This window comes from Amphritea pacifica (genome assembly GCF_016924145.1).
In the GTDB taxonomy this organism is placed as follows: Bacteria; Pseudomonadota; Gammaproteobacteria; order Pseudomonadales; family Balneatricaceae; genus Amphritea; species Amphritea pacifica.
Genome location: NZ_JAFFZO010000024.1, coordinates 16,031 through 37,456, shown reverse-complemented (window position 1 = coordinate 37,456; position 21,426 = coordinate 16,031). Strand labels below are relative to the sequence as shown.

21 protein-coding genes are annotated in these 21,426 nt (G+C 51.6%); 16 read left to right on the top strand and 5 right to left on the bottom strand.

Annotated features, from left to right (window positions below):
- Positions 1-10 precede the first annotated feature (10 nt).
- Together nqrM and sthA are read left to right on the top strand one after the other, a co-directional pair.
- Positions 11-250: a (Na+)-NQR maturation NqrM gene (nqrM, locus tag JW499_RS14465; protein ID WP_205211279.1), complete on the top strand. Its 240-nt coding sequence runs from the start codon at positions 11-13 to the stop codon at positions 248-250.
- 119 nt (positions 251-369) lie between these two features.
- Complete coding sequence (gene sthA, locus JW499_RS14460; RefSeq protein ID WP_205211278.1) at positions 370-1,770, top strand: Si-specific NAD(P)(+) transhydrogenase; 1,401 nt, start codon at positions 370-372, stop codon at positions 1,768-1,770.
- A 49-nt stretch (positions 1,771-1,819) separates the two neighbouring features.
- On the opposite strand, the gene JW499_RS14455 is transcribed toward sthA, so the two are convergent.
- Genes JW499_RS14455 through JW499_RS14445 form a run of 3 tightly spaced genes read right to left on the bottom strand, consistent with a single transcriptional unit; the run spans position 1,820 to position 3,565 of the window.
- Entirely contained in the window at positions 1,820-2,149 is a 330-nt protein-coding gene (locus JW499_RS14455; RefSeq protein ID WP_205211277.1) for a hypothetical protein, read from the bottom strand.
- Between the two features lie 8 nt (positions 2,150-2,157).
- Entirely contained in the window at positions 2,158-3,009 is an 852-nt protein-coding gene (locus JW499_RS14450) for a DNA replication terminus site-binding protein (RefSeq protein WP_205211276.1), read from the bottom strand.
- Positions 2,993-3,565 carry a PilZ domain-containing protein gene (locus tag JW499_RS14445; protein ID WP_205211275.1) on the bottom strand — a complete coding sequence of 191 codons (573 nt, stop codon included), beginning with the start codon at positions 3,563-3,565 and terminating at the stop codon, positions 2,993-2,995. The genes JW499_RS14450 and JW499_RS14445 overlap by 17 nt, the downstream gene beginning before the upstream one ends.
- A 97-nt stretch (positions 3,566-3,662) precedes the next feature.
- Here JW499_RS14445 and JW499_RS14440 point away from each other — a divergent pair, with 97 nt between their 5' ends.
- Both JW499_RS14440 and lolD read left to right on the top strand, forming a co-directional pair.
- Positions 3,663-4,907, top strand: coding sequence for a lipoprotein-releasing ABC transporter permease subunit (locus JW499_RS14440; RefSeq protein ID WP_205211274.1), 1,245 nt, complete (start codon positions 3,663-3,665; stop codon positions 4,905-4,907).
- Positions 4,900-5,586: a lipoprotein-releasing ABC transporter ATP-binding protein LolD gene (gene lolD, locus JW499_RS14435; protein WP_205211273.1), complete on the top strand. Its 687-nt coding sequence runs from the start codon at positions 4,900-4,902 to the stop codon at positions 5,584-5,586. The genes JW499_RS14440 and lolD overlap by 8 nt, the downstream gene beginning before the upstream one ends.
- Positions 5,587-5,645: 59 nt before the next feature.
- On the opposite strand, the gene JW499_RS14430 is transcribed toward lolD, so the two are convergent.
- Positions 5,646-6,233, bottom strand: coding sequence for a DUF2062 domain-containing protein (locus tag JW499_RS14430; RefSeq protein WP_232846429.1), 588 nt, complete (start codon positions 6,231-6,233; stop codon positions 5,646-5,648).
- Positions 6,234-6,338: 105 nt separating this feature from the next.
- On the opposite strand from JW499_RS14430, the gene JW499_RS14425 reads away from it, so the two are divergent.
- From JW499_RS14425 to murB, 8 genes are all read left to right on the top strand, one after another.
- Positions 6,339-8,621, top strand: coding sequence for a DNA internalization-related competence protein ComEC/Rec2 (locus JW499_RS14425; RefSeq protein WP_205211271.1), 2,283 nt, complete (start codon positions 6,339-6,341; stop codon positions 8,619-8,621).
- A 60-nt stretch (positions 8,622-8,681) separates the two neighbouring features.
- On the top strand, positions 8,682-9,302 hold the full coding sequence (locus JW499_RS14420) for a MotA/TolQ/ExbB proton channel family protein (protein WP_091358608.1): 621 nt from the start codon (positions 8,682-8,684) through the stop codon (positions 9,300-9,302).
- A 12-nt stretch (positions 9,303-9,314) separates the two neighbouring features.
- Positions 9,315-9,734, top strand: a complete 420-nt coding sequence (locus tag JW499_RS14415; protein WP_205211314.1) for an ExbD/TolR family protein — start codon at positions 9,315-9,317, stop codon at positions 9,732-9,734.
- A 2-nt stretch (positions 9,735-9,736) separates the two neighbouring features.
- Positions 9,737-10,732, top strand: a complete 996-nt coding sequence (gene lpxK, locus JW499_RS14410) for a tetraacyldisaccharide 4'-kinase (protein WP_205211270.1) — start codon at positions 9,737-9,739, stop codon at positions 10,730-10,732.
- A 47-nt stretch (positions 10,733-10,779) separates the two neighbouring features.
- Positions 10,780-10,965, top strand: coding sequence for a Trm112 family protein (locus tag JW499_RS14405; protein ID WP_091358362.1), 186 nt, complete (start codon positions 10,780-10,782; stop codon positions 10,963-10,965).
- An 8-nt stretch (positions 10,966-10,973) separates the two neighbouring features.
- On the top strand, positions 10,974-11,738 hold the full coding sequence (gene kdsB / locus JW499_RS14400) for a 3-deoxy-manno-octulosonate cytidylyltransferase (RefSeq protein WP_205211269.1): 765 nt from the start codon (positions 10,974-10,976) through the stop codon (positions 11,736-11,738).
- Between the two features lie 239 nt (positions 11,739-11,977).
- Entirely contained in the window at positions 11,978-12,466 is a 489-nt protein-coding gene (locus tag JW499_RS14395; RefSeq protein ID WP_232846428.1) for a low molecular weight protein-tyrosine-phosphatase, read from the top strand.
- The gene (gene murB / locus JW499_RS14390) at positions 12,463-13,488 is read left to right on the top strand and encodes a UDP-N-acetylmuramate dehydrogenase (RefSeq protein WP_205211267.1); all 1,026 of its coding nucleotides are present in this window, start codon (positions 12,463-12,465) and stop codon (positions 13,486-13,488) included. Before JW499_RS14395 ends, murB begins: the two co-directional genes overlap by 4 nt.
- Positions 13,489-13,603: 115 nt before the next feature.
- Here the strand turns inward: murB and rne are convergent, their stop codons facing one another.
- Positions 13,604-16,717, bottom strand: a complete 3,114-nt coding sequence (gene rne / locus JW499_RS14385) for a ribonuclease E (RefSeq protein ID WP_332873979.1) — start codon at positions 16,715-16,717, stop codon at positions 13,604-13,606.
- Positions 16,718-17,217: 500 nt separating this feature from the next.
- On the opposite strand from rne, the gene rluC reads away from it, so the two are divergent.
- The 4 genes from rluC to JW499_RS14365 all read left to right on the top strand — a co-directional run bounded on the left by rluC (position 17,218) and on the right by JW499_RS14365 (position 21,419).
- Entirely contained in the window at positions 17,218-18,198 is a 981-nt protein-coding gene (gene rluC, locus JW499_RS14380) for a 23S rRNA pseudouridine(955/2504/2580) synthase RluC (protein WP_205211266.1), read from the top strand.
- A 10-nt stretch (positions 18,199-18,208) separates the two neighbouring features.
- Complete coding sequence (locus JW499_RS14375) at positions 18,209-19,315, top strand: coiled-coil domain-containing protein (RefSeq protein ID WP_205211265.1); 1,107 nt, start codon at positions 18,209-18,211, stop codon at positions 19,313-19,315.
- A gap of 140 nt (positions 19,316-19,455) precedes the next feature.
- Positions 19,456-20,430 carry an HTH-type transcriptional regulator CysB gene (gene cysB / locus JW499_RS14370; protein ID WP_205211264.1) on the top strand — a complete coding sequence of 325 codons (975 nt, stop codon included), beginning with the start codon at positions 19,456-19,458 and terminating at the stop codon, positions 20,428-20,430.
- Between the two features lie 41 nt (positions 20,431-20,471).
- Positions 20,472-21,419, top strand: a complete 948-nt coding sequence (locus JW499_RS14365) for an RluA family pseudouridine synthase (RefSeq protein ID WP_205211263.1) — start codon at positions 20,472-20,474, stop codon at positions 21,417-21,419.
- Positions 21,420-21,426: the final 7 nt, after the last annotated feature.

Genomic DNA, 21,426 nt, shown 5'->3' with positions numbered 1-21,426 from the left:
GGAAAGTTCTATGAGTACTATGATTTTGTCATTTATCGTTCTGGGGCTGGTGATAGCTGGTATGTCCATCGGGGTTATCATGGGGCGTAAACCGATTGCAGGTTCCTGTGGTGGTCTGGCTGCCGTGGGTATCGACGAAGAGTGTCCTATCTGCGGTGGCGATCAGAACAAGTGTGAAGATGAGCAGGACAAGCAGAACCGTAAAGAGGCCGTTGCCGAACTGGCCTATGAGGCGAAGTCCGGCCACTGAGTGGGATCTGCTGCTGAGTGAATTTTTCAGGCGCAGAATAAATACTCTGTGCCTGCTGTACGGGGTCTGATTGTCTCGACAAATAATTATCGCAAGAATAACAGTAATAGGGGAAAGTGATGGCTGTATATGACTATGATGTCATTGTAATCGGATCCGGTCCTGCCGGTGAAGGCGCGGCAATGAATGCGGCGAAAAAGGGGCGTCGTGTAGCCGTAATAGAGTCTCAGGATTCAGTGGGCGGTAACTGTACCCATAAAGGCACTATCCCCTCTAAGGCGCTGCGTCACTCAGTCAAGCAGATCATTGAGTTCAATACCAATCCTATGTTCCGTGATATCGGTGAACCTCGCTGGTTTTCCTTTCCTAAAGTGCTCAAGCGTGCTGAAAAAGTAATCTCAAACCAGGTCATGATGCGCACCAACTTCTATGCCCGCAATCGCATAGATCTGTTTTTTGGTCAGGCAGAGTTTGCTGACAAAAATACGGTGCTGGTAACCGGTACGGTTAAGGGAAATGAAACCCTGCGGGCCAAAAACATCATTATTGCCACCGGCTCACGGCCTTATAAGCCGGATGATATCGACTTTAATCATCCGCGTATCTACAACAGCGATACTATACTGACCCTCAGTCATACCCCCCGGACGCTTATTATTTATGGTGCCGGTGTTATCGGTTCTGAATACGCGTCTATCTTCAGTGGTCTGGGCGTTAAGGTAGACCTTATCGATTCGATGGACCGCCTGTTGTCTTTTCTGGATGCCGAGATCTCCGACTCGCTGAGTTATCATCTGCGTAATAATGCGGTGAAGATACGCCACAATGAAGTGTATGAAAAAGTGGCCGCGGATGAGCGGGGTGTCACTCTGACGCTGCGCTCTGGCAAGATGATCCGGGCTGATGCTTTCCTTTGGTGTAATGGGCGTAGCGGTAACACCGATATGCTGAAGCTGGAAAATATTGGTCTGGAGGCCAATGGTCGGGGGCAGATTGAGGTCGATGAGCACTACCGGACCAAATCAGAGGGGATCTATGCCTGTGGTGATGTGATCGGTTGGCCTGCGCTGGCATCTGCGGCGCTTGATCAGGGGCGTGCTGCGTCTTCAGATATGCTCAATGCAGACGATTTCCGTTACATTAATGATGTGCCCACCGGTATCTATACTATTCCTGAGATCAGCTCTATCGGTAAAACCGAGGAGCAACTCACCGAAGAGTGTGTGCCTTATGAGGTCGGACAGGCCTTTTTCAAGGATACCGCCCGGGCGCAGATCTCCGGTGAGCCGGTGGGTATGCTGAAGATTCTGTTCAACCGGGATACGCTGGCGATACTGGGGATTCACTGTTTCGGAGACCAGGCATCGGAGATTGTACATATCGGCCAGGCGATTATGAATCAGGCGGGTGAAGCGAATACCATAAATTACTTTGTCAACACCACCTTTAACTATCCGACCATGGCAGAAGCCTATCGGGTAGCGGCGATTGCGGGTTTGAACCGTATCTCCAACCTGTAACAGAGCGGCAATAAGAAAACCGCCTCATTGGGCGGTTTTTTTATCTGTATTATCGATCAGCGGTATCGTCGTCGGGTTTTTCCGGTGTTTTATAGAAGCCATCCTCATAATATTTTCCGGTGACCCCGAGTTTTCTTTCAATCCAGCGATTGTAGTGTTTCCAGAGGAAGAATCCGGGTGTCATGCCGATCATGATCCCCAGCATCAGTCCGGCTCCGGCATACTTTTCTGGCATCTGAGCTGTCACCCAGTCGTAAAATCCCGTGCTATCGATCACCAGATAATAAGCGATAAGAAACAGCAAACCAAACCCTGTGGCGATGTGATGTAGCAGTTTGTTATGCGTGCTGCTATCGGAACTGTTTGAGTTGTCAGGCATTGGTGTGGTTATCCAAGGTAACGGTGTACTCTGATGCTTGGCAGAAAGGGCTGAGGATCTATTTTCAGATCACTGCGTTCAACCCGACTACGCGCTTCAGGCGGCGTAAGCGGTGGCTCATTATACGCGGGCAGGGTGGGGTTATCACTGTTAAGGGCGATAATAATCGGCAATGAGGTGTTCAGCGCCTTACGCAGGGTGCTGTCTTTGTGTTTCCAGACCGGGTTGGCCCGCATAACCGGTACCTGATTTTGAACCTGAGCCAGCATATCACCGGGACGTAGCTGACCGACAGCCTGTAACTGTATCTGAATATGAGGTTGACTGGTGTCCAGTTGAAGCAGCTTTTCTTCAGCTTCCCTGGGGGTGAGTTTGCGAATGCTGCGGCCACTGCTGTACCAACTGAAACCGATGCGGCTGGGGCAGGTTTCAAATACCGGGATCTGACGATAACACTGCTTGAGATGAAGTCTTGATGCACCATGGCGATGCAACATCGCGGCGATCGTTTCACTGCGTCGGTGAAGCAGTTGCAGGGTGTCGGCGGACTGGCTCAGCCGATAACGGGTTGCGAGGGCCTGGAAATCTGTTTTTGCGGAGTTTAATCTGAGGGTCGCCTGAATCAGATCTGCGCTGGCACCGATCATGCCGTGCTGAGTGATTGTGGTACGACCGTCCTGCCCATCACGATACCAGATATCCGTATAGAGGCTGGCCGCTTGTGGCAGGTTGCGGGCCGTTTCGCCCGGTAACCAGAAGGGCAGTTTGCTGTTCAGTAGCTGTTCAGAGAAACAGAGCAGAGCCTGATTAAGCTGGTTAAGACTCTCAAGCAGTTCAACCGTATCAGTACTGCTCATCATTCTGTTGTCGTTCGCGGGTCTGGCTGGTGAGAATATAGCGGGCAACAATCATCCGGCTGCTTTCGGGCATATCGCTGAACTCGATACCAATCTTGTACTGGCCCTGTTCATTTTTTTCGCCACTATAGAGAACCTGACCATACAGCAGTAAGCCTGAGTAGGTTTCTTCAAATACGACTTTGAGAGCGAGATAGCTTTTAAGAGGAATCGACTCTTTACTGTAAAAACTCATGCCACCTTCACTCAGGTTGATCTCCTGAGTTGTCAGATTTTCAAACTCCACATCACTTTTAGCGATAGCATGAGCGATGGCATCGATCTTGTTGTTCATATTTTCGAGATAGGTCGCAACCAGAGGGTCTTTCTGAGCGATTTTACGCAGCTGGTAGCTGTTGTCCTGACTAAACTCCTGAAGCTGAGTCAGTAACAAAAAGAAGGGCGAAACCTGAAACTGCGTCGGCAGACGGCCGTGCTGCATCTCATCTTCCGTGATGATTTTATAGTCTACCGCTACTTTGCCGTTGATGCGGAAATACTGGCGACGTTCCTGGTTCAAAATACAGCCCTCGTGAGTTGGTCACTTTTCCTGAGTATAACGAATATTATTCTGATTTTGTTAGAGAATTTTATCAGTCTGTGATTTAATCCCGGCCATGTTTAGACCATTCTCTCTGTACGTTGGGTTGCGGTATACCTCAGCCAAACGGAACAACAACTTTATTTCATTTATCTCGCTGGTCTCAATGCTGGGGCTGATGCTGGGAGTTGCTGCGCTGATCGTTGTGCTTTCGGTGATGAACGGCTTCGACCGTGAGCTGAAAGAACGTATTCTTGGCATGGTGCCCCATGGCACTATCTCTGACTATGGTAAGCCGCTGGAAAACTGGCAGGCGGTCGCTGCTAAGGTTAATCAGAAGGCTGGCGTCGTAGGTACTGCACCCTACATTCAGGCACAGGGGATGCTGACAAACCGGGGTGTCGTTCGTGGCGTACTGATCAACGGTATAGAGCCTGAACTGGAACAAAAGATCTCCATTCTGGATGAGAATATCAAAGCTGGCAGCCTGGATGCATTGAAGCCGAGAAGTTACGGTATTGTTCTGGGGGCATTACTGGCCCGTTCCATGGGGGTTGCTGTGGGCGATAAGGTAACGCTGGTGCTTCCCGAAGCATCGATTAGTGTTGCCGGGATTATTCCGCGCCTGAAACGTTTTACCGTGGTCGGGGTGTTTGAAGTCGGGGCCGAGCTGGATGCCAGTCTTGCCTATATCAATATCGATGATGCAGCCCGGCTTAAACGGATGGATCGCGGTGTTGATGGTATCCGTCTGGAGTTTGACAACCTGTTCCAGGCACCCGCCAGAATCCGGCAGATTATAGCTGATCTGGGCGAGTTTTATCGGGCCAGCGACTGGACCCGTACGCACGGTAATCTGTTTCAGGCGATCCAGCTGGAAAAGAAGATGATCGGTTTACTGCTATTTCTGATCGTGTTTGTGGCGGCATTCAATATTGTTTCGACGCTGGTAATGGTGGTCACAGATAAAAAGGGCGACATCGCAATTTTACGGACACTGGGTGCTACACCGGGTCGGATCATGCGGATCTTTATGGTGCAGGGCACCGTTATCGGAGTGATGGGAACGCTGCTGGGATCTGTTCTGGGTATCCTGCTGGCGCTAACTATTACCGATCTTATCGCCTGGATTGAACATACTTTTGGGATTCAGTTTCTCAGTGCGGATGTTTATTTCATTAGTTATCTGCCCTCGCAACTACAGCTGGGTGATGTCGTGGTGATTATCTCTGTGGCCCTGGGAATCAGTTTCCTGGCAACTATCTACCCGGCCTGGCGGGCGTCCCGGACTCAGCCAGCGGAGGCGTTGCGTTATGAGTGATCTGGTTCTGCAGTGTATTGATCTGAAAAAGCGATACGGTGATGGAGATATTGCGGTAGAGGTTTTGCGGGGAATAGAGCTTCAGGTGAAGCGGGGAGAGACCCTGGCGATAGTGGGCAGCTCCGGTTCCGGGAAGAGTACCCTTCTGAATATGCTGGGGGGACTTGATCTGCCGAGTTCCGGGGATGTTCGCGTCGACGACCATTCTTTGTTTAAGATCAGTGAACAGGAGCGGGCACAGCTGCGCAACCGCTCTCTTGGTTTTGTTTATCAGTTTCACCACCTGTTAGCAGAGTTCAGCGCGCTTGAGAATGTAGCGATGCCCTTGCTTATCAGAGGGGAGGCGATCAGCAGCGTGCGCGAACAGGCGACTGCAATTCTTCACTCGGTGGGGCTTTCTCATCGTCTTGAGCATAAGCCTTCGATGCTGAGTGGTGGTGAACGTCAGCGGGTGGCCATCGCCCGGGCGCTGGTCACTAATCCTGCCTGTGTGCTGATGGATGAGCCCACCGGCAATCTTGATCGTCATACCGCTCAGGAGGTGCAGGCGCTCATGGATAAACTGAATACTGAGTTTGGTATTTCGTTTGTGGTGGTGACCCATGATCCACAGCTCGCTGAAAAACAGGGGCGGGTTGTTGAGCTGAAAGATGGTTTACTGCAGCAATTGATCAGTTAAGCAGGTCTGACTGATCTATCGATACGCTGAACGTTACGTTTCTCTATAAAAGCCGGAATTTATTCCGGCTTTTTGCTCTGAGTGGTTTTGTCTGACTGATTGGCAGGAGAGTCTTCATCGCTATCTTGCGGCTCTTTATCCCGTAGAAGTTTGCGTAGTATAAACTTGCGGCTTTTTCGGTTACGCCAGCTTTTATTGACATGCCAGACCCAGAATCGCTGCATTAGCAGATAGCCCAGAGTGCCACTGACGATACCACATACCAGCGATCCGACCAGCAGAGGCAGCCAGATATGTTCCAGTTCAGCCTTAATCCACTCCATCGTTAACTCAAAATCAATAGCAACCGGGTCCACACCGAGAATCAGTGTTCCGATCCAGTAAGCGAAATAAAACATAGGGGGGATAGTGATCGGATTGGTCAGCCACACCAGGCCCACTGAAATTGGCAGATTACTGCGCACGAACAGAGCTGCGATTGCAGCAATCAGCATCTGTGATGGCAGCGGGATAAACGCACAGAATAAGCCAACGAAGAATGCCCTGCTGACAGACTTACGGGTCAGGTGCCACAGATTTGGGTCATGGATATGACTTCCAAGCCAGCTCAGGTAGCGGTTGGACTTGAGTTTATGCTCATCTGGCATAAATTTTCTGATAAGTTTGCGCGGCATCAGGAAGAAACTATAGTTAGCTGATGGGAGGGGCTCATTATGCCCCCTTACAAACTGTAAGCCAACCGGAAATCATGGATGATTGGTATCGCTTTAGGTGTTTTGCTGGTGGCCTGGCTACCCCGGCTGATCTCATTTCCAGCTCTGACTCTGCTGCTGGCATTGCTACTACTCTTATGTTTACTGCCGTCTTGCCGGATCTTTTTATCCTCCGGGGGGCGAATCCAGATAGCCGGTTTGCTATTCGGGGTTGTTTACGCCTCCGGCTGGGGTTATCTCAATCTGAGCCAGCGCATGCCGATGGATATGTCGGCACAGGAGATCTCGGTCAGTGGAACGGTTACAGGTTTGCCGCAAAACCGTCCCGCTATGATCCGCTTCAGTTTTGACGTAGACCATTACTCTCCCACGTTGCCTGGGACTGATCTGAAACATCTGCAGCTGAGCTGGTATCACCCCGAGGGGGAAATTGTGCCAGGTCAGCAATGGCAGTTGAAGGTCCGGCTGAAGCCGCCACGAGGGTTGATGAATCCCGGCGGCAGTGATTATGAAACCCGCCTGTTTGCTGAACAGATTAATGCCCGGGGTTATCTGCTCTCTGCCAGACTGATTCGCGGACCGGGGGAGAGCGGGGCGCAGCAGATCGCCTACCTGAGATACCGGATTGCTCAGTGGCTAAGCCGGTTATCATTGACGGATAGCAGTGAAGCAACCATCAGGGCGTTATTGCTGGGGGACAAGCAGGGGCTGAAGGATGACCAGTGGCGCATTCTGCGACAAACAGGAACGGTACATCTGGTGGTTATCAGTGGTCTGCATATCGCAATTGCCTGTCTGATCGGGTATTGGTTAGGCAGTTCGGTGCAGTGGCTGGCCGGGCGTATTTTACCGGGGCAGGCTGATATCCGCGCTTATCGTATTGTGCCTGCGCTGCTGCTGGCATCCAGCTATGCGCTGCTGGCCGGGTTTAGTATTCCCACTCAGAGGGCGCTTATCATGGCGCTGTCGATGTTGTTGCCCGGTTTGTTTAACCGCCATCTGGGAATCTGGACGCGATACCAGTTGGCGCTGGTGGTTGTACTGCTGCTGCAGCCCCTGAGCTTCTATCAGCCTGGCTTCTGGTTATCGTTTGCCGCAGTCGGGGCGCTGCTGCTGTCGACTGCAGCAAATCCGGTCAGTCATCGGCTTAAAGCCATTGTTACTACACAGTGGTCTGTGTCTTTGGGGTTGTTCCCGCTGCTGCTGTTCTGGCTTGGGCAGGTTGCTCTGATCGCCCCGCTGGTCAATATCGTGGCTATTCCGTTACTCACCTTTATTCTGATTCCCGGGGTTGTACTGGGTTTGCTGCTCTGTCTGCTTAATGCTGAGCTGGGGAGCGCGCTGTTGAATGGGCTGTTGAACCAGTTCTGGCTATTGTTACAGGTTTGCGCTCCTTCTGATGGGCAGGCGGTGTTGTTCAGTCGTCCAGCTCTTTTGCCGGTGCTGCTGGGAGGGCTGGCGGCGCTATTGCTGAATCTGCCCCGCTGGATGGGGGTTGGGTTTTTTGCACTACTCATGCTGACTGTACTGATTTTTCCACCTGAACAACCGGTTGATCAGGGCGGTTTTCGGGCGACAGTGGCTGACGTTGGCCAGGGGCTTGCCGTACTGATTGAGACCAACAGTAAAAGCGTACTGTTTGATACCGGTGCCGCGTATCGTGGTCGCAGTACTGCCCGTTTCACTCTGATACCGATGCTGGAAAGTCGCAATATCAGTCAGCTAGACCGGCTGATTATCAGCCATAAAGATAACGATCATGCTGGTGGTTATGCTGATCTGGCAGAGACATTAACGGTTAATGGTCTGGATTCCGGTAGTCCGGCGATTCGACGCCGTTTACCCGCGCAACCTTGCACACCTGGTGATAGCTGGGAGTGGGATGGTGTTCGTTTCAGCTATATCCAGCCTGCCAGACTGAAACAGACCAATGAAAATAACCGCTCCTGTGTGCTACTGGTGCAGTCAGAAAACTGTTCGATTCTGATTCCTGGAGATATTGAGAGCAGTGTCGAGCAGCAGATTCTGAATGAGCACCCCGGTTTACATGTCAACTGGCTGGTGGCCGCTCATCATGGCAGTCGTTTTTCCAGTTCTGTCGAGTGGTTAAACGGTTTAAGACCGGACTGGGTATTGTTCAGTTCTGGTTTTGACAACCCCTATGGGCATCCTGCCAGAGAGATTATTGATCGATTACAGCTACTTAAGCTGAACTGGCTGAATACCTCAGACAGGGGCGCAGTGATTATTCAGAGCAGCGCAGACCATTGTCTGACTGAATCCTATCGTGATCAGAAAAAGCGTTACTGGTCAGCGGGTTAATCACTACTCTGGCGTGTGACTCTATGCTAGAGTATGGGCCGGTTTGTAGGAGGAATACTGGTGTTTGAATTGATTCAATCCGGTGGTTGGCTAATGGTGCCAATTATCGCCTGTTCTATCTTGTCTCTGGCGATCTGTCTGGAGCGTTTTTGGGTGCTGCAGAAGAAGCGGGTCGCGCCAGATAATCTGTTATCTGAAGTCTGGATGCGGGTGCGTAGTGGTGAAATGACCCCTGAGCGCCTGCAGATGATCCGCAATGAAAGCTCATTAGGGCAGATTATGGTGGCTGGTCTTAATAACTCCAATCATGGTCGTGAGATTATGCGGGAGAGCATTCAGGAGGCGGCTTATCATGTTATGCACCAGATGGAGCGGTTTCTGAACTCGCTGGGCACTATCGCTGCTATCTCGCCGTTGTTAGGACTGTTAGGAACCGTCATCGGTATGATCAAAGTGTTTGCTGAGATCATGCTGCAGGGGACTGGCAATGCGAATGTGCTGGCAGGTGGTATCTCTGAAGCACTGATTACAACCGCTGCGGGTTTATCTGTGGCGATTCCGACACTGGTATTTCACCGTTATTTTCAACGTCGTGTTGAGACTCTGCTGATTGAGATGGAGCAGGAGTGTCAGAAACTGGTTGAAGTAGTTCACGGTGAGCGTGAAGTAGATTTCGAGTAACTGATGAGTCGATTGAAATTCAGACGTAAGCCGAAAGAAGAGGTTTCCGTTAACCTGACGCCATTGATCGATGTGGTTTTCCTGTTACTGATCTTCTTTATGGTATCCACGACGTTCACGAACGAGTCGCATCTGCAGATCAGTCTGCCGGAGGCCCATGGTGAGGCCTCCGAGACCCAGGCAGAATCCCTTGAGGTACTGATCGGTGTTGATGGTGGCTATACGGTGAATGGTCAGAGCCTGCTGAACAGTCAGCCGGACACCTTGCGCCGGGCGATTATCGATCAGGCCGGTGACAATCGTAAGCTGCCCTTTATTATCTCCGCCGATGCCAAAACACCGCACCAGTCGGTGGTTACCGTTATGGATGTTGCCGGTAAGCTAGGGTTCGCCGCGCTGAGTATTACTACCCAGCAACCGGCCGGGCAGTAAACATGGGGCTGGAGCAGGCCTGGTACAGCAGCAGTCGCTGGCTATGTCTTCTGCGCCCGCTGGAGTTGCTATTCCGTGGTATCGCAGCCCGGCGACGACAGCGCTATCGGGATGGTTCGAAACCCAGCTGGACCGCGCCGGTACCGGTGATTGTCGTTGGTAATATCTCGGTCGGTGGAACCGGCAAGTCGCCACTGGTGATCTGGCTGGTCGAATATCTGCGTCAGCAGGGCTATAAACCCGGTGTTATCAGCCGTGGATACCGTGCCACACCGCCGACGAACCCCTATTTTGTAACATCAGATTCAACCGCTGCTGAAGCGGGTGATGAGCCCCTGATGATTGTGCGTCGAACCCATGTTCCGCTGGTGATCTCGCCTGACCGGGTTGCTGCTGCGAAGCTGCTGCTGGAGCAAACCGGCTGCGATCTGATTATCAGCGATGATGGTTTGCAACATTACGCCCTGAACCGAACTCTGGAAATAGCAGTGATCGATGGTGTGCGGGGCTTTGGCAACCGGCGTTGCCTGCCTGAAGGTCCGCTCAGAGAGCCGGTCGAACGATTAAATGAAGTTGATCTGATTGTGGTAAATGGCGGCTTACCGGATACACTGTTGGATACCACTCAGGCAGCTAAAGCGTTTACTATGACGCTGCAGCCGGGGCATCTGGTGTCATTATCATCCGATACGGCTGTCTCCACGGACCAGTGGAGCGGTTGTCGGCAGGTTAATGCGGTAGCCGCAATCGGTAATCCGGAACGTTTTAGTCATACACTGAAAGCCTTAGGGTTTACACCTGAGCTGCACTGCTTCCCTGATCACCATCACTTTAGTCAGCGTGATCTATCCTTTGAGCAGCAGCTGCCGTTGATAATGACTGAAAAAGACGCAGTAAAATGCGATCATATAACACTTAAAAATAGCTGGTATCTGCAGGTTGATGCAAGGCTGGGAGAGGGGTTTGCAGTATCCCTCGAACGACTGCTCAGCCGCTGACCCGCGGCGTAACAATTATTACAGCACTTCATACAGAGGCACTAACGATGGATAAGAAACTGCTTGATATCCTGGTTTGTCCGGTATCAAAAGCACCGGTTGAGTGGAACAAAGAGACCAATGAGCTGATCTGTCGCAGTTCTGGTCTGGCATACCCGATCCGTGATGATATTCCGGTGATGCTGGAGACAGAAGCTCGTACCCTGACCGCAGACGAACGTCTGGCGAAGTAGGTTACGATATGGCTTTTTCCGTTGTTATCCCTGCACGTTTTGGTTCATCCCGCTTTCCCGGTAAGCCGCTGGCGGAGATTGCCGGTAAGCCGATGGTTCAGCATGTCTATGAACGGGCCATTCAGAGCGAGGCTCAGCGGGTCATTATCGCCACCGATGATCAGCGTATAGCGGATGCCGCCGGTGGTTTTGGTGCCGAAGTCTGTATGACATCGGCAGACCATCCTTCCGGCACGGACCGGCTGCAGGAAGTGGTTCACTCGCTGGGGTTTTATGCGGATGATATCGTGGTTAATGTTCAGGGGGATGAGCCTCTGATTCCACCGCGGGTGATCAATCAGGTAGCACATAACCTCAGTGCGGTGACAGAGGCCAGCATTGCAACACTGTGTGAGCCGATTAATGATATCGAGTCTGTACTCAACCCCAACGTAGTTAAAGTTGTGGCGGATTCCCGAGGACGGGCGCTCTACTTTAGCCGGGCGCCGATTCCCTGGCCCAGAGATCCTTTTGCCACCCCCTCCGGGCGTGAAGTGATGCCCTCGGGTATCAGGTTTCAGCGCCATATCGGTATCTATGCCTATCGTGTTAAGCTGCTTAATGACTTCGTTCAGTGGGCCCCGGCTCCAATTGAAGAGACCGAGTGTCTGGAGCAGTTGCGGGCGATGTGGAACGGTGCGGTTATCCATGTTGAGGAAGCAGACGAGCTGCCGCCAGCGGGCGTTGATACCCCTGAAGACCTTGAGCGGATTCGTCATCTGTTTGAACAATGATCTGCTAAAATAATCTCTATTGATTCAGAGCCAGTTTGCTAAGTAAGCTGGCGCGCTGGCTGATTTATTGAGGTGTCTTTATTCAACCGAACCAGCCTTAATGGTTGGTTTTTTTTCAACACTTAGCGTGAACTTATCTCATCCGTTGCCCGACAAATCATTTTGCAACAGTTTGTTTTATAATGAGCAGTATCGGTACAGAGTCAAGCTGTGCATAGTCAATATTGAGAGTAAGAGCTTTGAGATATCAGGATAAAAAATCGGTTCTTTTCGTTTGTCTGGGAAACATCTGCCGTTCTCCTACCGCCCACGGGGTGTTTCGGGCGCTGGTGGAGCAGCGGGGGCTCGCCCATCTGATTGAGATCGATTCAGCAGGCACAGCGGCCTACCATATTGGCAACCCACCGGATCATCGTTCTGCAGCGGCAGCACTGCAGCGTGGCTATGATCTCAGTGATCTGCGGGCACGTCAGGCGATTGCTGCTGATTTTGATCACTATGATTATGTTTTAGCAATGGACAGGGAGAATCTGTCAGAGCTCAGGGCGATATGTCCGGCCAGCTTTAAGGGGCATCTGGGGTTGTTTCTTGACCTTGCTGAACTTGATCCGCGCGAGGTACCCGATCCTTATTATGGCGGCCCCTCAGGTTTTGATCATGTACTGGATCTGGTGGAAGCTGCTTCAGAAGCTTTGTTAGACCGTATAGCCAAAGAGCTTAATCAATGAGTCTTCAGTTCCAGGAAAATGTCTCCCTAAAACCCTATAACAGCTTTGGTTTTGATGTTTCGGCTCGCTATTTTGCGGTTCTGGATAGCGCTGAACAACTCAATGATGTCCGGGAATTTGTTCAGACACACAATATACCCGTGCTGTTTATTGGTGGCGGCAGCAACCTTGTTCTGGTTGCTGATCTGGATCTGTTGGTAGTGGTCAATCGAATTCGCGGATTACAGATATCGGATAACCCGGATGGAAGCGTTTCTGTAACTGCCGGTGGCGGTGAAGAGTGGCATCCGTTTGTTCGCTGGACGCTGGAGCAGGGTGTGTATGGTCTGGAAAACTTATCCCTGATTCCCGGAACCGTGGGGGCGGCTCCTATTCAGAATATCGGTGCTTACGGTGTTGAGATTAAAGATCGCATGCAGAGCCTGGAGGCGTTTGATCTGGAAACCGGTGATCGGGTTGTCTTCACTTCAGCAGATTGCCAGTTTGATTATCGTGACAGTATATTTAAAAGTCGTTTTCCTGGCCGCTATCTGATCACCGCAGTGACCTTTACCCTGAGTCGTGAGTTTAATCCGGTGCTTCATTATGGTGGTATTGCCGGGCAGTTGACGGATCTCGGTATAACCATGCCTGAACCATTGCAGTTGAGTGATCTTATCTGCGAGGTACGGAATAGCAAACTACCTCAGCCTGAGCAGTTGGGTAATGCTGGCAGTTTTTTCAAAAATCCAGTGATATCTGAGAGCCAGGCGGGACAGTTGAAGCAGGACTTTCCCGGGCTGGTGGTGTTTGCTGATAAGCCCGGGTATTACAAGCTGGCCGCTGGCTGGCTGATTGATCAGTTGGGCTGGAAAGGGCGTACTCAAGGTGATGCGGGAGTCTATGAGAAGCAGGCGTTGGTGCTGGTCAATCATGGTAATGCTACCGGAGCCGATATTATTGAGCTGGCGGGGGCTATTCAGGCTGATGTATACAAGCAGTTTGGGGTGATGCTGGAGATAGAACCCCGCTGCTATCCCTGACAGGTGCTGTTGCTATGTTTCCTGTCATAGATGTTTCCTGTCATAGATGTTTCCTGTTATAAATCATAAACCTAAAAAAGCCGGCGAATCGCCGGCTTTTTTGTCGTTACTGAGTTCAGCTATCGCTGTTTTCCTGCAGACGCGGATCATTAGGGGCCCGACGCTGACGGCGCTGACGCGGTGCTGCCTCTTCAGGAGCCTTGGTCGGTGGCGCTTCGCGGCGTGGGCGGGCGGTCATGACTTCGTCAGGCGCAACCGTTGGCGCAGTCAGATCAGGGCGTTTACGAACGCGACGACCGGCTGGGCGGCTGGGTTGCTCTTCTTCGGCGGGGGCTTCAGCTGTAGCCTGTTGCGCTTCCTCTGCTTCTGCTTCCGCAGCTGTGTTGGTCGTTTCAACTATCGCTTGTTCTGCGGCCTCAGGCTTGGGCTGTTCCTCTGTCACAGCTTCAGGCTCGGGCTGTTCCTCAGTGGCTTCGTCAGACTGAGCAGTGGCGCTCTCTTCAGCTTGTGAAGGCTCTGCAACAGCGGCTGCTGTCGCTTCTTCTGGTTCCAGAGGCTCTGGTTTCAGGCGTTCAGGCTGAGGAGCTTCTGTTGCAGCCTCAGGTGCTGCGGCAGATTCTTCAGTCACATTCTCAGCCGTTTCAGTCACATTGGCAGTCGTTGTTGCTTCTGCAGCTGCAGTCGTATCTGCGGCGTCAGCTGTGTCAGTTTTTGGCTGTTCCGCCTGGGTATCAGCTGCGGCTGTTTCAGTTTCTGCTACGTCCGTTGATACCGACTCTGCCGCTTCAGCCACTTCAGATTTAGCAGAAGGGTTGACGGTTGTTTTAGTCGCTTCTGTCGTCTGAGTGCTGTCAGTGCTGTTCTCAGTATCTGTAGTCTCTGTTTTAGGCCCGCGACGGCGCTGACGACGCTTGCGAGGCGCTTCTTCCGCCTGAGTCTCCCGCTGAGTGTCAGCAACCGCTGCTGGCTCTTCAGTCTGAGGTTTGGCGATTGTCTCTGCCGTTTCATTCAGCTGTGTACTATTTTCGGAAGCATTAGATTCGGAAGCATTAGTTTCAGAAGCACTGGAATCGCTGGTGCGTTTGCCGCTGCGCTCTCCGCGACGACGGCGACCGCGACGGCGTTCACCACGGGCGCGACCATCTTCGTTTTGTTCAGCAGGTTTGTTTTCCTCGCTGCTTTTCTGAGGCTCGCTCTGCTGAGCGTTGCTCTGCTCTTCATTATCCTGCTGCGTTTTTTTGTCCCGTTCGCCGCGGCGACGGTTGCGCGAGCGGCCACGACCTGACTCTTCGCGTGACTCATCACGATCAGATGTGCTCTGTGAGTCATTGTTATCAGACAGGTTATCAATGATTTTATCGCTGTCACGGCGTTGGTTGCGGTTACGATCGCGGTCGCGACGGTTGTTGGTACGCTTACGGCCGCGCTGCTTCTTATTGCGCTCCTCTTGCTCCTGCTCCTGTTTAGCCTTTTCCTGCTCCAGTCGTGCTTTCTCTTTGGCATCTTCTGAGCTGCCAAACAGGCTGCCCAGTGCGGTAAAGATGCGGCTGGTCAGGGAGGCTTCGACAGCCTTCTGCTGAACAGGTGCTGGCGTAGATTGAGGGGCTGCTACCTGAGCCGGTGCCGGAGTTGATGGGGCTACCGTACTGACCGCTGCACGCTCACGTATAGGCTGAGTTCTGGCGCTTTCAACTTCCGGCTCCTCTTCAGGTTCCGGTTGCAGGGTGTAGCTGGCATCATTGGTGTTGATTACGGTGTGATCATCGCGCAGACGAACCACCTCATAATGCGGTGTTTCCATGTTTGGATTGGGGACAACCACAACCCGGACTTTGTGACGCACCTCAACCTCATGAACCTCGCGGCGTTTCTCGTTGAGCAGGAAGGTGGCCACGGAAACTGGCAGAATCGCACGAATCTGTGCGGTGCGGTCTTTTGATGATTCCTCCTCGATCAGGCGCAGGATAGAGAGGGCGAGGGATTCAGTATCACGCACTGTACCCTGGCCATTACAGCGAGGGCAGACGGCGCCGCGACTCTCAATCAGTGAAGGCCGCAGTCTCTGGCGGGACATCTCCATCAGGCCGAAGCGTGAGATACGGCCCAATTGTACACGGGCGCGGTCAACTTTCAGCGCATCGCGCATCCGGTTCTCAACTTCCCGCTGGTTTTTGATAGGGGTCATATCGATGAAGTCGATAACGATCAGACCGCCGATATCCCGCAGACGTAGTTGGCGGGATATCTCATCAGCCGCTTCCAGGTTAGTCTGCAATGCGGTCTCTTCGATATCGCTGCCGCGGGTTGCGCGGGCAGAGTTGATATCGATGGATACCAGTGCTTCAGTGGGGTCTATAACAATAGAGCCGCCGGAGGGCAGATGAACTTCACGCTGGAAAGCGGTTTCGATCTGACTCTCGATCTGAAAGCGATTGAACAGGGGGATCGACTCATCATAGAGTTTGATCTTGTTCTGATAGCTGGGCATTACCTGCTGAACGAAGTTCAGCGCTTCCTGATAGACTTCCGGTTTATCGATCAGTACTTCACCGATATCCTGGCGCAGGTAGTCGCGGATTGCACGGATAACGACGTTACTTTCCTGATAGATCAGGAAGGGGGCTTTACGTTCATCAGCGGCGCTGGTGATTGCATCCCACAGGGTCATCAGGTAATCGAGATCCCACTGCAGCTCTTCAGAGGTGCGGCCGATACCGGCGGTGCGCACAATAGCGCCGGTCTTTGGTGGGATAGTTACCCCATCCAGAGCCTCTTTAAGTTGTTTGCGATCATCGCCTTCGATACGACGGGAGATACCGCCAGCGCGGGGGTTGTTAGGCATCAATACCAGATAACGGCCAGCGAGGCTGATGAAGGTTGTCAGTGCAGCGCCTTTGTTGCCGCGCTCTTCCTTATCAACCTGAACAATAACTTCGGTCCCTTCAGCAATCACATCCTTGATATTCGGACGACCACCTTTATCGGAGCCTTTTTTGAAGTATTCGCGTGAGATCTCTTTGAGGGGCAGAAAACCATGGCGCTCGGAGCCATATTCAACAAAGGCTGCTTCCAGGCTGGGTTCAACCCGGGTGATTTTGCCTTTGTAAATATTGGCTTTTTTCTGCTCGCGGGAGCTGGATTCGATATCCAGATCATAAAGGCGCTGGCCATCAACCAGGGCAACGCGCAACTCTTCTTGTTGAGTTGCGTTAATTAGCATTCTTTTCATTGTTTGTTAGCGTTCTCTTATAACACTAACGTACTTCATCCAGCCGCAAGCCACACAGAGAGGTGTCTATAGAATATATCCAGACACAGAAAACCAAGTCTTCGTAACGACTCATGTGCTCAACTTAATGCCTGGCTGCATAAAAATACGACCAGGTCTTATCGACGGTGAAGGAAACAGTTGCCTCATATCGACCTCTTATTTCGAGTCTGATCAGGCTGTTGCTGCCGTCTGTTTATTGGCAGGTTCCGGGCAACTGACATCTTCACCTCCAACTGGTTTTGCAATTCAGGGCATTGCCAGCTGGATGAAATACGTAGTAATTCTCTTAAAATTGATGCTGTACGAGGGATTCGAACCGATTATTTGCCTGATTCTAAGAACTAAAATGCAAAATAACCGGGAATTTCAAATTAGCTAAAGCCAACTGCCCGCAGCAGCGCTAGAATATAGCAGCTTAAACAGACAGCATCAATCGAAAGGTCCGATATCCCATTAATATGTCAGAAGAAACAGCAGTATCTGCGCCCGCAGTCCAGTGGTTTGAAATCGATTCAGAGTTAGCCGGGCAGCGAATTGATAATTTCCTGCGCACCCGTCTAAAAGGCGCACCTAAAACATTGATCTACCGGATTTTACGTAAAGGGGAGGTGCGGGTTAATAAAAAGCGCATCAAACCGGATTACCGGTTACAGGATGGCGATCTGGTCAGAGTACCCCCCATCAGGCTGAGCGAGGAGAAGCCTCAGGCCACCGTCAGCGATAACCTGAAACATCTGGTTGAGAGCTCAATTCTGTATGAAGATGATGATCTGATAGTGCTCAATAAACCGTCAGGACTGGCCGTTCACGGTGGTAGCGGTATCAGCCTCGGCCTGATCGAAACCATTCGTCAGATCAGGCCGGATGCCCGCTTTCTTGAACTGGTTCACCGCCTCGACCGGGATACCTCGGGCTGTATCATGGTGGCTAAAAAACGCAGTGCCCTCCGGTTTTTACATGCGGCACTACAAGCGAAAAAGATAACCAAGATCTATCACGCCCTGGTTGAGGGTAAGTGGTCGGCGAGAAAAACCAAAGTCGATGCACCGCTGCAAAAAAATGAACTAAAATCCGGTGAGCGGATCGTAAAAGCCCATCCCATGGGTAAAGCATCACTAACTGAATATAAAGTGCTTAAACGCTTTGATGGTTTGGCTACTCTGGTGGAGGCGCGCCCTATTACCGGACGGACACATCAGATTCGTGTTCATTGTCAGTTTGCGGGTCACCCTATCATCGGTGATGATAAGTACGGTACGGACCCGGTGAATCGGGAGATGAAAGGTTACGGTATTCGCCGCTTATTTCTTCATGCCGCTGAGTTACGAGTACCTCTGCCATCGGGTGGCAGAAAAATTTTCCACGCGCCTTTAGGGGATGAGTTGGAAAACGGGTTAAAAAATTTGCAGAAAATAGACGGGCAATCATCAGCCCGGTAAGGCGTTATTAATGAGTCAACAGATCAACACCGAAGAGTTTAATAAAGCAGCAGACGCCATATTAAAAAGTGGCAGGGAGCCCAGTACAACAGAACTGGCAAAACTGTTTGGCGTAGAGCCAGAGCAACTGACGGGACTGCTAGAGCAGTGGTGGACGGTGTTACCTGATCGGATGCGGATGTTCGGTGATTCTACACCCCGGATGCCTGAGCTTCCTGAGTCTCTGGTGCATAGCTTTGAATCTATGTGGCAGCTGGCCGTGCAGGAGGCTCAGTCAGCCCTGTCCACTGATAAGCAGTATCAACAGCTGGCCAGCGAAGATGCCCGCCGCCAATCAGAGTCGGAACTGTTTAAGGCGCAGAGTCAGCAAGCCGAGATGGATCAGAACTATCGTGATCTGCAACAGCAACTGCTACAGGAAAAACATCAGATTGAGGTGCTTGACGCTGAGATATCAGTGCTGAAAATCAATCTGGCAACGGCAACCTCTGAACAGAAGGCAGAAGAGCAGCGCCGCCTTAATGTTGAGCAGGAACTGAATCTGCTGCAGAAAAAGATCGACGACTCAAAACGCACTTTTGATCAGCGCATCATTGAAGAACAGCGTCATGGGCTGGATCAGGTTGCGAAAGCGGAAGCAGACACCCGTTATTACCGCAGTGCGCTGGAAAAGTTTCGCGATGAGTGTGGGCGTAAAGAGTCCGCGCTGACCAAGGATATTCATAATCTGCAGGCTGTCGTGGCCAAGAAAGATGTCAAACTGGAGACCTATAAAAATCAGATTAAGTCTTTGGAAACTGAGTTAAAACGCTACAAAACTGAAGACAGCCAGAACTTGCGTGAAAGAAGCCAGTTAAGCAGCCAGCTACTCTCTGAGCAGAATCGCAGTAAGCGTCTTGAAGACAAAGTCGATGAGATGAAAGAGGAGCTTAAACGGATTAATCAGAAAAACCTGCTGGCCGTTAATGATGCTTCCCGGCGAGAGAATATGCTCCGCGGGCAGTTAAAGGATAAGGCTGAGGAGGTTATGCGGGCTACGGCCCGGCTATCGACGCTGGAGAAAAAGATGACCACCTACGAGGAAGAGATCCGTAAGCTGCGTAGCCGTCTGACCTGATTATGCTGTGAGCCCGGTGTCATAAGGCCTGCGATAGAGGAGGCTTAGTGGCGTGTCAAAGAGAGGTTTTTTGATAAGGATAACGGTGTATTATAATCAATAGTTATTAGAATACGGTTTTATCGTTATTGGAGGTATAAATGAAGCTGCAGCAGTTACGTTACATCTGGGAAGTGGCCAGGCATGATCTCAATGTCTCTGCGACTGCCCAGAGCCTTTATACCTCTCAGCCAGGGATCAGTAAACAGATTCGTCTGCTCGAAGATGAGCTGGGAGTTGAGGTGTTTGCCCGTAGCGGAAAGCACCTTACCCGGGTTACACCCGCCGGTGAAGCGATTCTTGAAGTCGCAGGAGATATTCTGCGTAAAGTTGAAAGCATTAAGCAGGTTGCCCAGGAGTTCAGTGATGAGAAGATGGGCAGTCTTGATCTGGCAACGACTCATACTCAGGCGCGTTATGCACTGCCAGTGACGATCAACAGTTTTATGAAGAATTATCCCGATGTATCTCTGCATATGCATCAGGGAACCCCGATGCAGATAGCTGAGATGGCGGCAAATGGCTCGGTCGACTTTGCCATCGCTACCGAAGCGATGTCGCACTTCAATGATCTGATCATGATGCCCTGTTACCGCTGGAACCGTTCTGTTGTAGTGCCCAAAGATCACCCGCTGGCTCAGGTATCCAGACTGACGCTGCAGGATGTGGCGCAGTATCCCATTGTGACCTATGTGTTTGGTTTTACCGGACGTTCCAAGCTGGATGACGCCTTTAGCCGGGAGGGGCTGGAACCCAAAGTGGTATTTACTGCGGTTGATTCCGACGTCATCAAAACCTATGTTCGTCTGGGGCTGGGGGTGGGGATTATCGCGACCATGGCGTTTGATGCGCAGCAGGATCAGGATCTCGTCTGTCTTGATGCCAGTCATCTGTTCGAGTACAGCACCACCAAGATCGGTTTTCGTAAAGGGACATTTCTGCGGGGCTATATGTACGACTTTATCCAGCAGTTTGCGCCGCATCTTACTCCCGAAGTGGTCAGGCAGGTGCAAGCCTGCAGTAACCGGGCTGAGATCGAGGAAATTTTCGCTCATCAGCAACTGCCGGATCTCTGATCTGTCCGTTGTTTTAGTCTGCCTGTACCGGTCTGTGACGCGTGTCGGAACACTTCTCTCTGGTCTTTAATCTGTCAGACTGTCTCGCTGTTCCCGATGCCGGGACCTTACCCTTTCCATTGATCGATTTTTTACGTTTGAGGCTCACGCCTGCGGATGTTGACCGACTGCCTGAGCTTTTTGCCAGGGGCTGTATAGGCATCGATAATGAGACCGTTTCAGCAGGTTTTAAACTGTCTGGAGGTGAAACGGTCTGTGTCAGCCTGCCAGGCCATCAGGAAGATGACGTTGACACCGCTTGGCGTTTACTGTGGCAAAACAGTGAGCTGATGGCGGTGTATAAGCCCCACCTGCTGCCGGTCAGTCGCACCACCCGTAATCTCTACAACACACTGATCTCGCTGGTGCGGCGGCAGACACCCTATTATGATGCGCGGCTGCTACACCGGTTGGATAGCGAAACCGCTGGTGTGATCCTGTTGGCAAAGCATGCCTCAGCGGATCGTCAATGGAAGCCTCGTCTGGATCAGTTAATCATAGAGAAAGTCTACCATGCGTGGGTTACAGGTATTCCTCTCTGGCAGTCAAAAACGCTGGTGTGCGAGCTGTCTGAAAGAGCGGATAGCGCAATTCGCAGTCAGGTCTATGTGGTGGATGGCAGTGACAGAAAGCATTTTGTGAAACCGCGTCACAGTAAAACGGCATTCAGGGTGTTGTATTCTGAGGCTGGCAACGCGCTGATTGAGTGTCGCTTGTATACCGGACGGAAACACCAGATTCGGGCTCAGCTAAGCTATCTGGGTCATCCGGTGGTGGGGGATAAAATCTATGGACACCGGGGATATTTCTATCTGAAAAGGATAGAGGAGGGGCTTGATGCTACCGATTTCAGGGTGCTCGGCAGTCGCTATCACCGGCTTCAGGCGGTAGAGTTAACCCTGAATATCGATGGTGAGAGGGTGCCGATCGCGCTGCCCGCTCAACCCTGAGCGGGCA

Bases quoted from the DNA above. Each gene is read 5' to 3' on its own strand.
- nqrM (WP_205211279.1), top strand. From the start codon at position 11: ATGAGTACTATGATTTTGTCATTTATCGTTCTGGGGCTGGTGATAGCT.
- sthA (WP_205211278.1), top strand. From the start codon at position 370: ATGGCTGTATATGACTATGATGTCATTGTAATCGGATCCGGTCCTGCC.
- JW499_RS14455 (WP_205211277.1), bottom strand. From the start codon at position 2,149: ATGCCTGACAACTCAAACAGTTCCGATAGCAGCACGCATAACAAACTG.
- JW499_RS14450 (WP_205211276.1), bottom strand. From the start codon at position 3,009: ATGATGAGCAGTACTGATACGGTTGAACTGCTTGAGAGTCTTAACCAG.
- JW499_RS14440 (WP_205211274.1), top strand. From the start codon at position 3,663: ATGTTTAGACCATTCTCTCTGTACGTTGGGTTGCGGTATACCTCAGCC.
- lolD (WP_205211273.1), top strand. From the start codon at position 4,900: ATGAGTGATCTGGTTCTGCAGTGTATTGATCTGAAAAAGCGATACGGT.
- JW499_RS14430 (WP_232846429.1), bottom strand. From the start codon at position 6,233: ATGCCAGATGAGCATAAACTCAAGTCCAACCGCTACCTGAGCTGGCTT.
- JW499_RS14425 (WP_205211271.1), top strand. From the start codon at position 6,339: ATGATTGGTATCGCTTTAGGTGTTTTGCTGGTGGCCTGGCTACCCCGG.
- lpxK (WP_205211270.1), top strand. From the start codon at position 9,737: ATGGGGCTGGAGCAGGCCTGGTACAGCAGCAGTCGCTGGCTATGTCTT.
- JW499_RS14405 (WP_091358362.1), top strand. From the start codon at position 10,780: ATGGATAAGAAACTGCTTGATATCCTGGTTTGTCCGGTATCAAAAGCA.
- kdsB (WP_205211269.1), top strand. From the start codon at position 10,974: ATGGCTTTTTCCGTTGTTATCCCTGCACGTTTTGGTTCATCCCGCTTT.
- murB (WP_205211267.1), top strand. From the start codon at position 12,463: ATGAGTCTTCAGTTCCAGGAAAATGTCTCCCTAAAACCCTATAACAGC.
- rne (WP_332873979.1), bottom strand. From the start codon at position 16,717: ATGAAAAGAATGCTAATTAACGCAACTCAACAAGAAGAGTTGCGCGTT.
- rluC (WP_205211266.1), top strand. From the start codon at position 17,218: ATGTCAGAAGAAACAGCAGTATCTGCGCCCGCAGTCCAGTGGTTTGAA.
- JW499_RS14375 (WP_205211265.1), top strand. From the start codon at position 18,209: ATGAGTCAACAGATCAACACCGAAGAGTTTAATAAAGCAGCAGACGCC.
- cysB (WP_205211264.1), top strand. From the start codon at position 19,456: ATGAAGCTGCAGCAGTTACGTTACATCTGGGAAGTGGCCAGGCATGAT.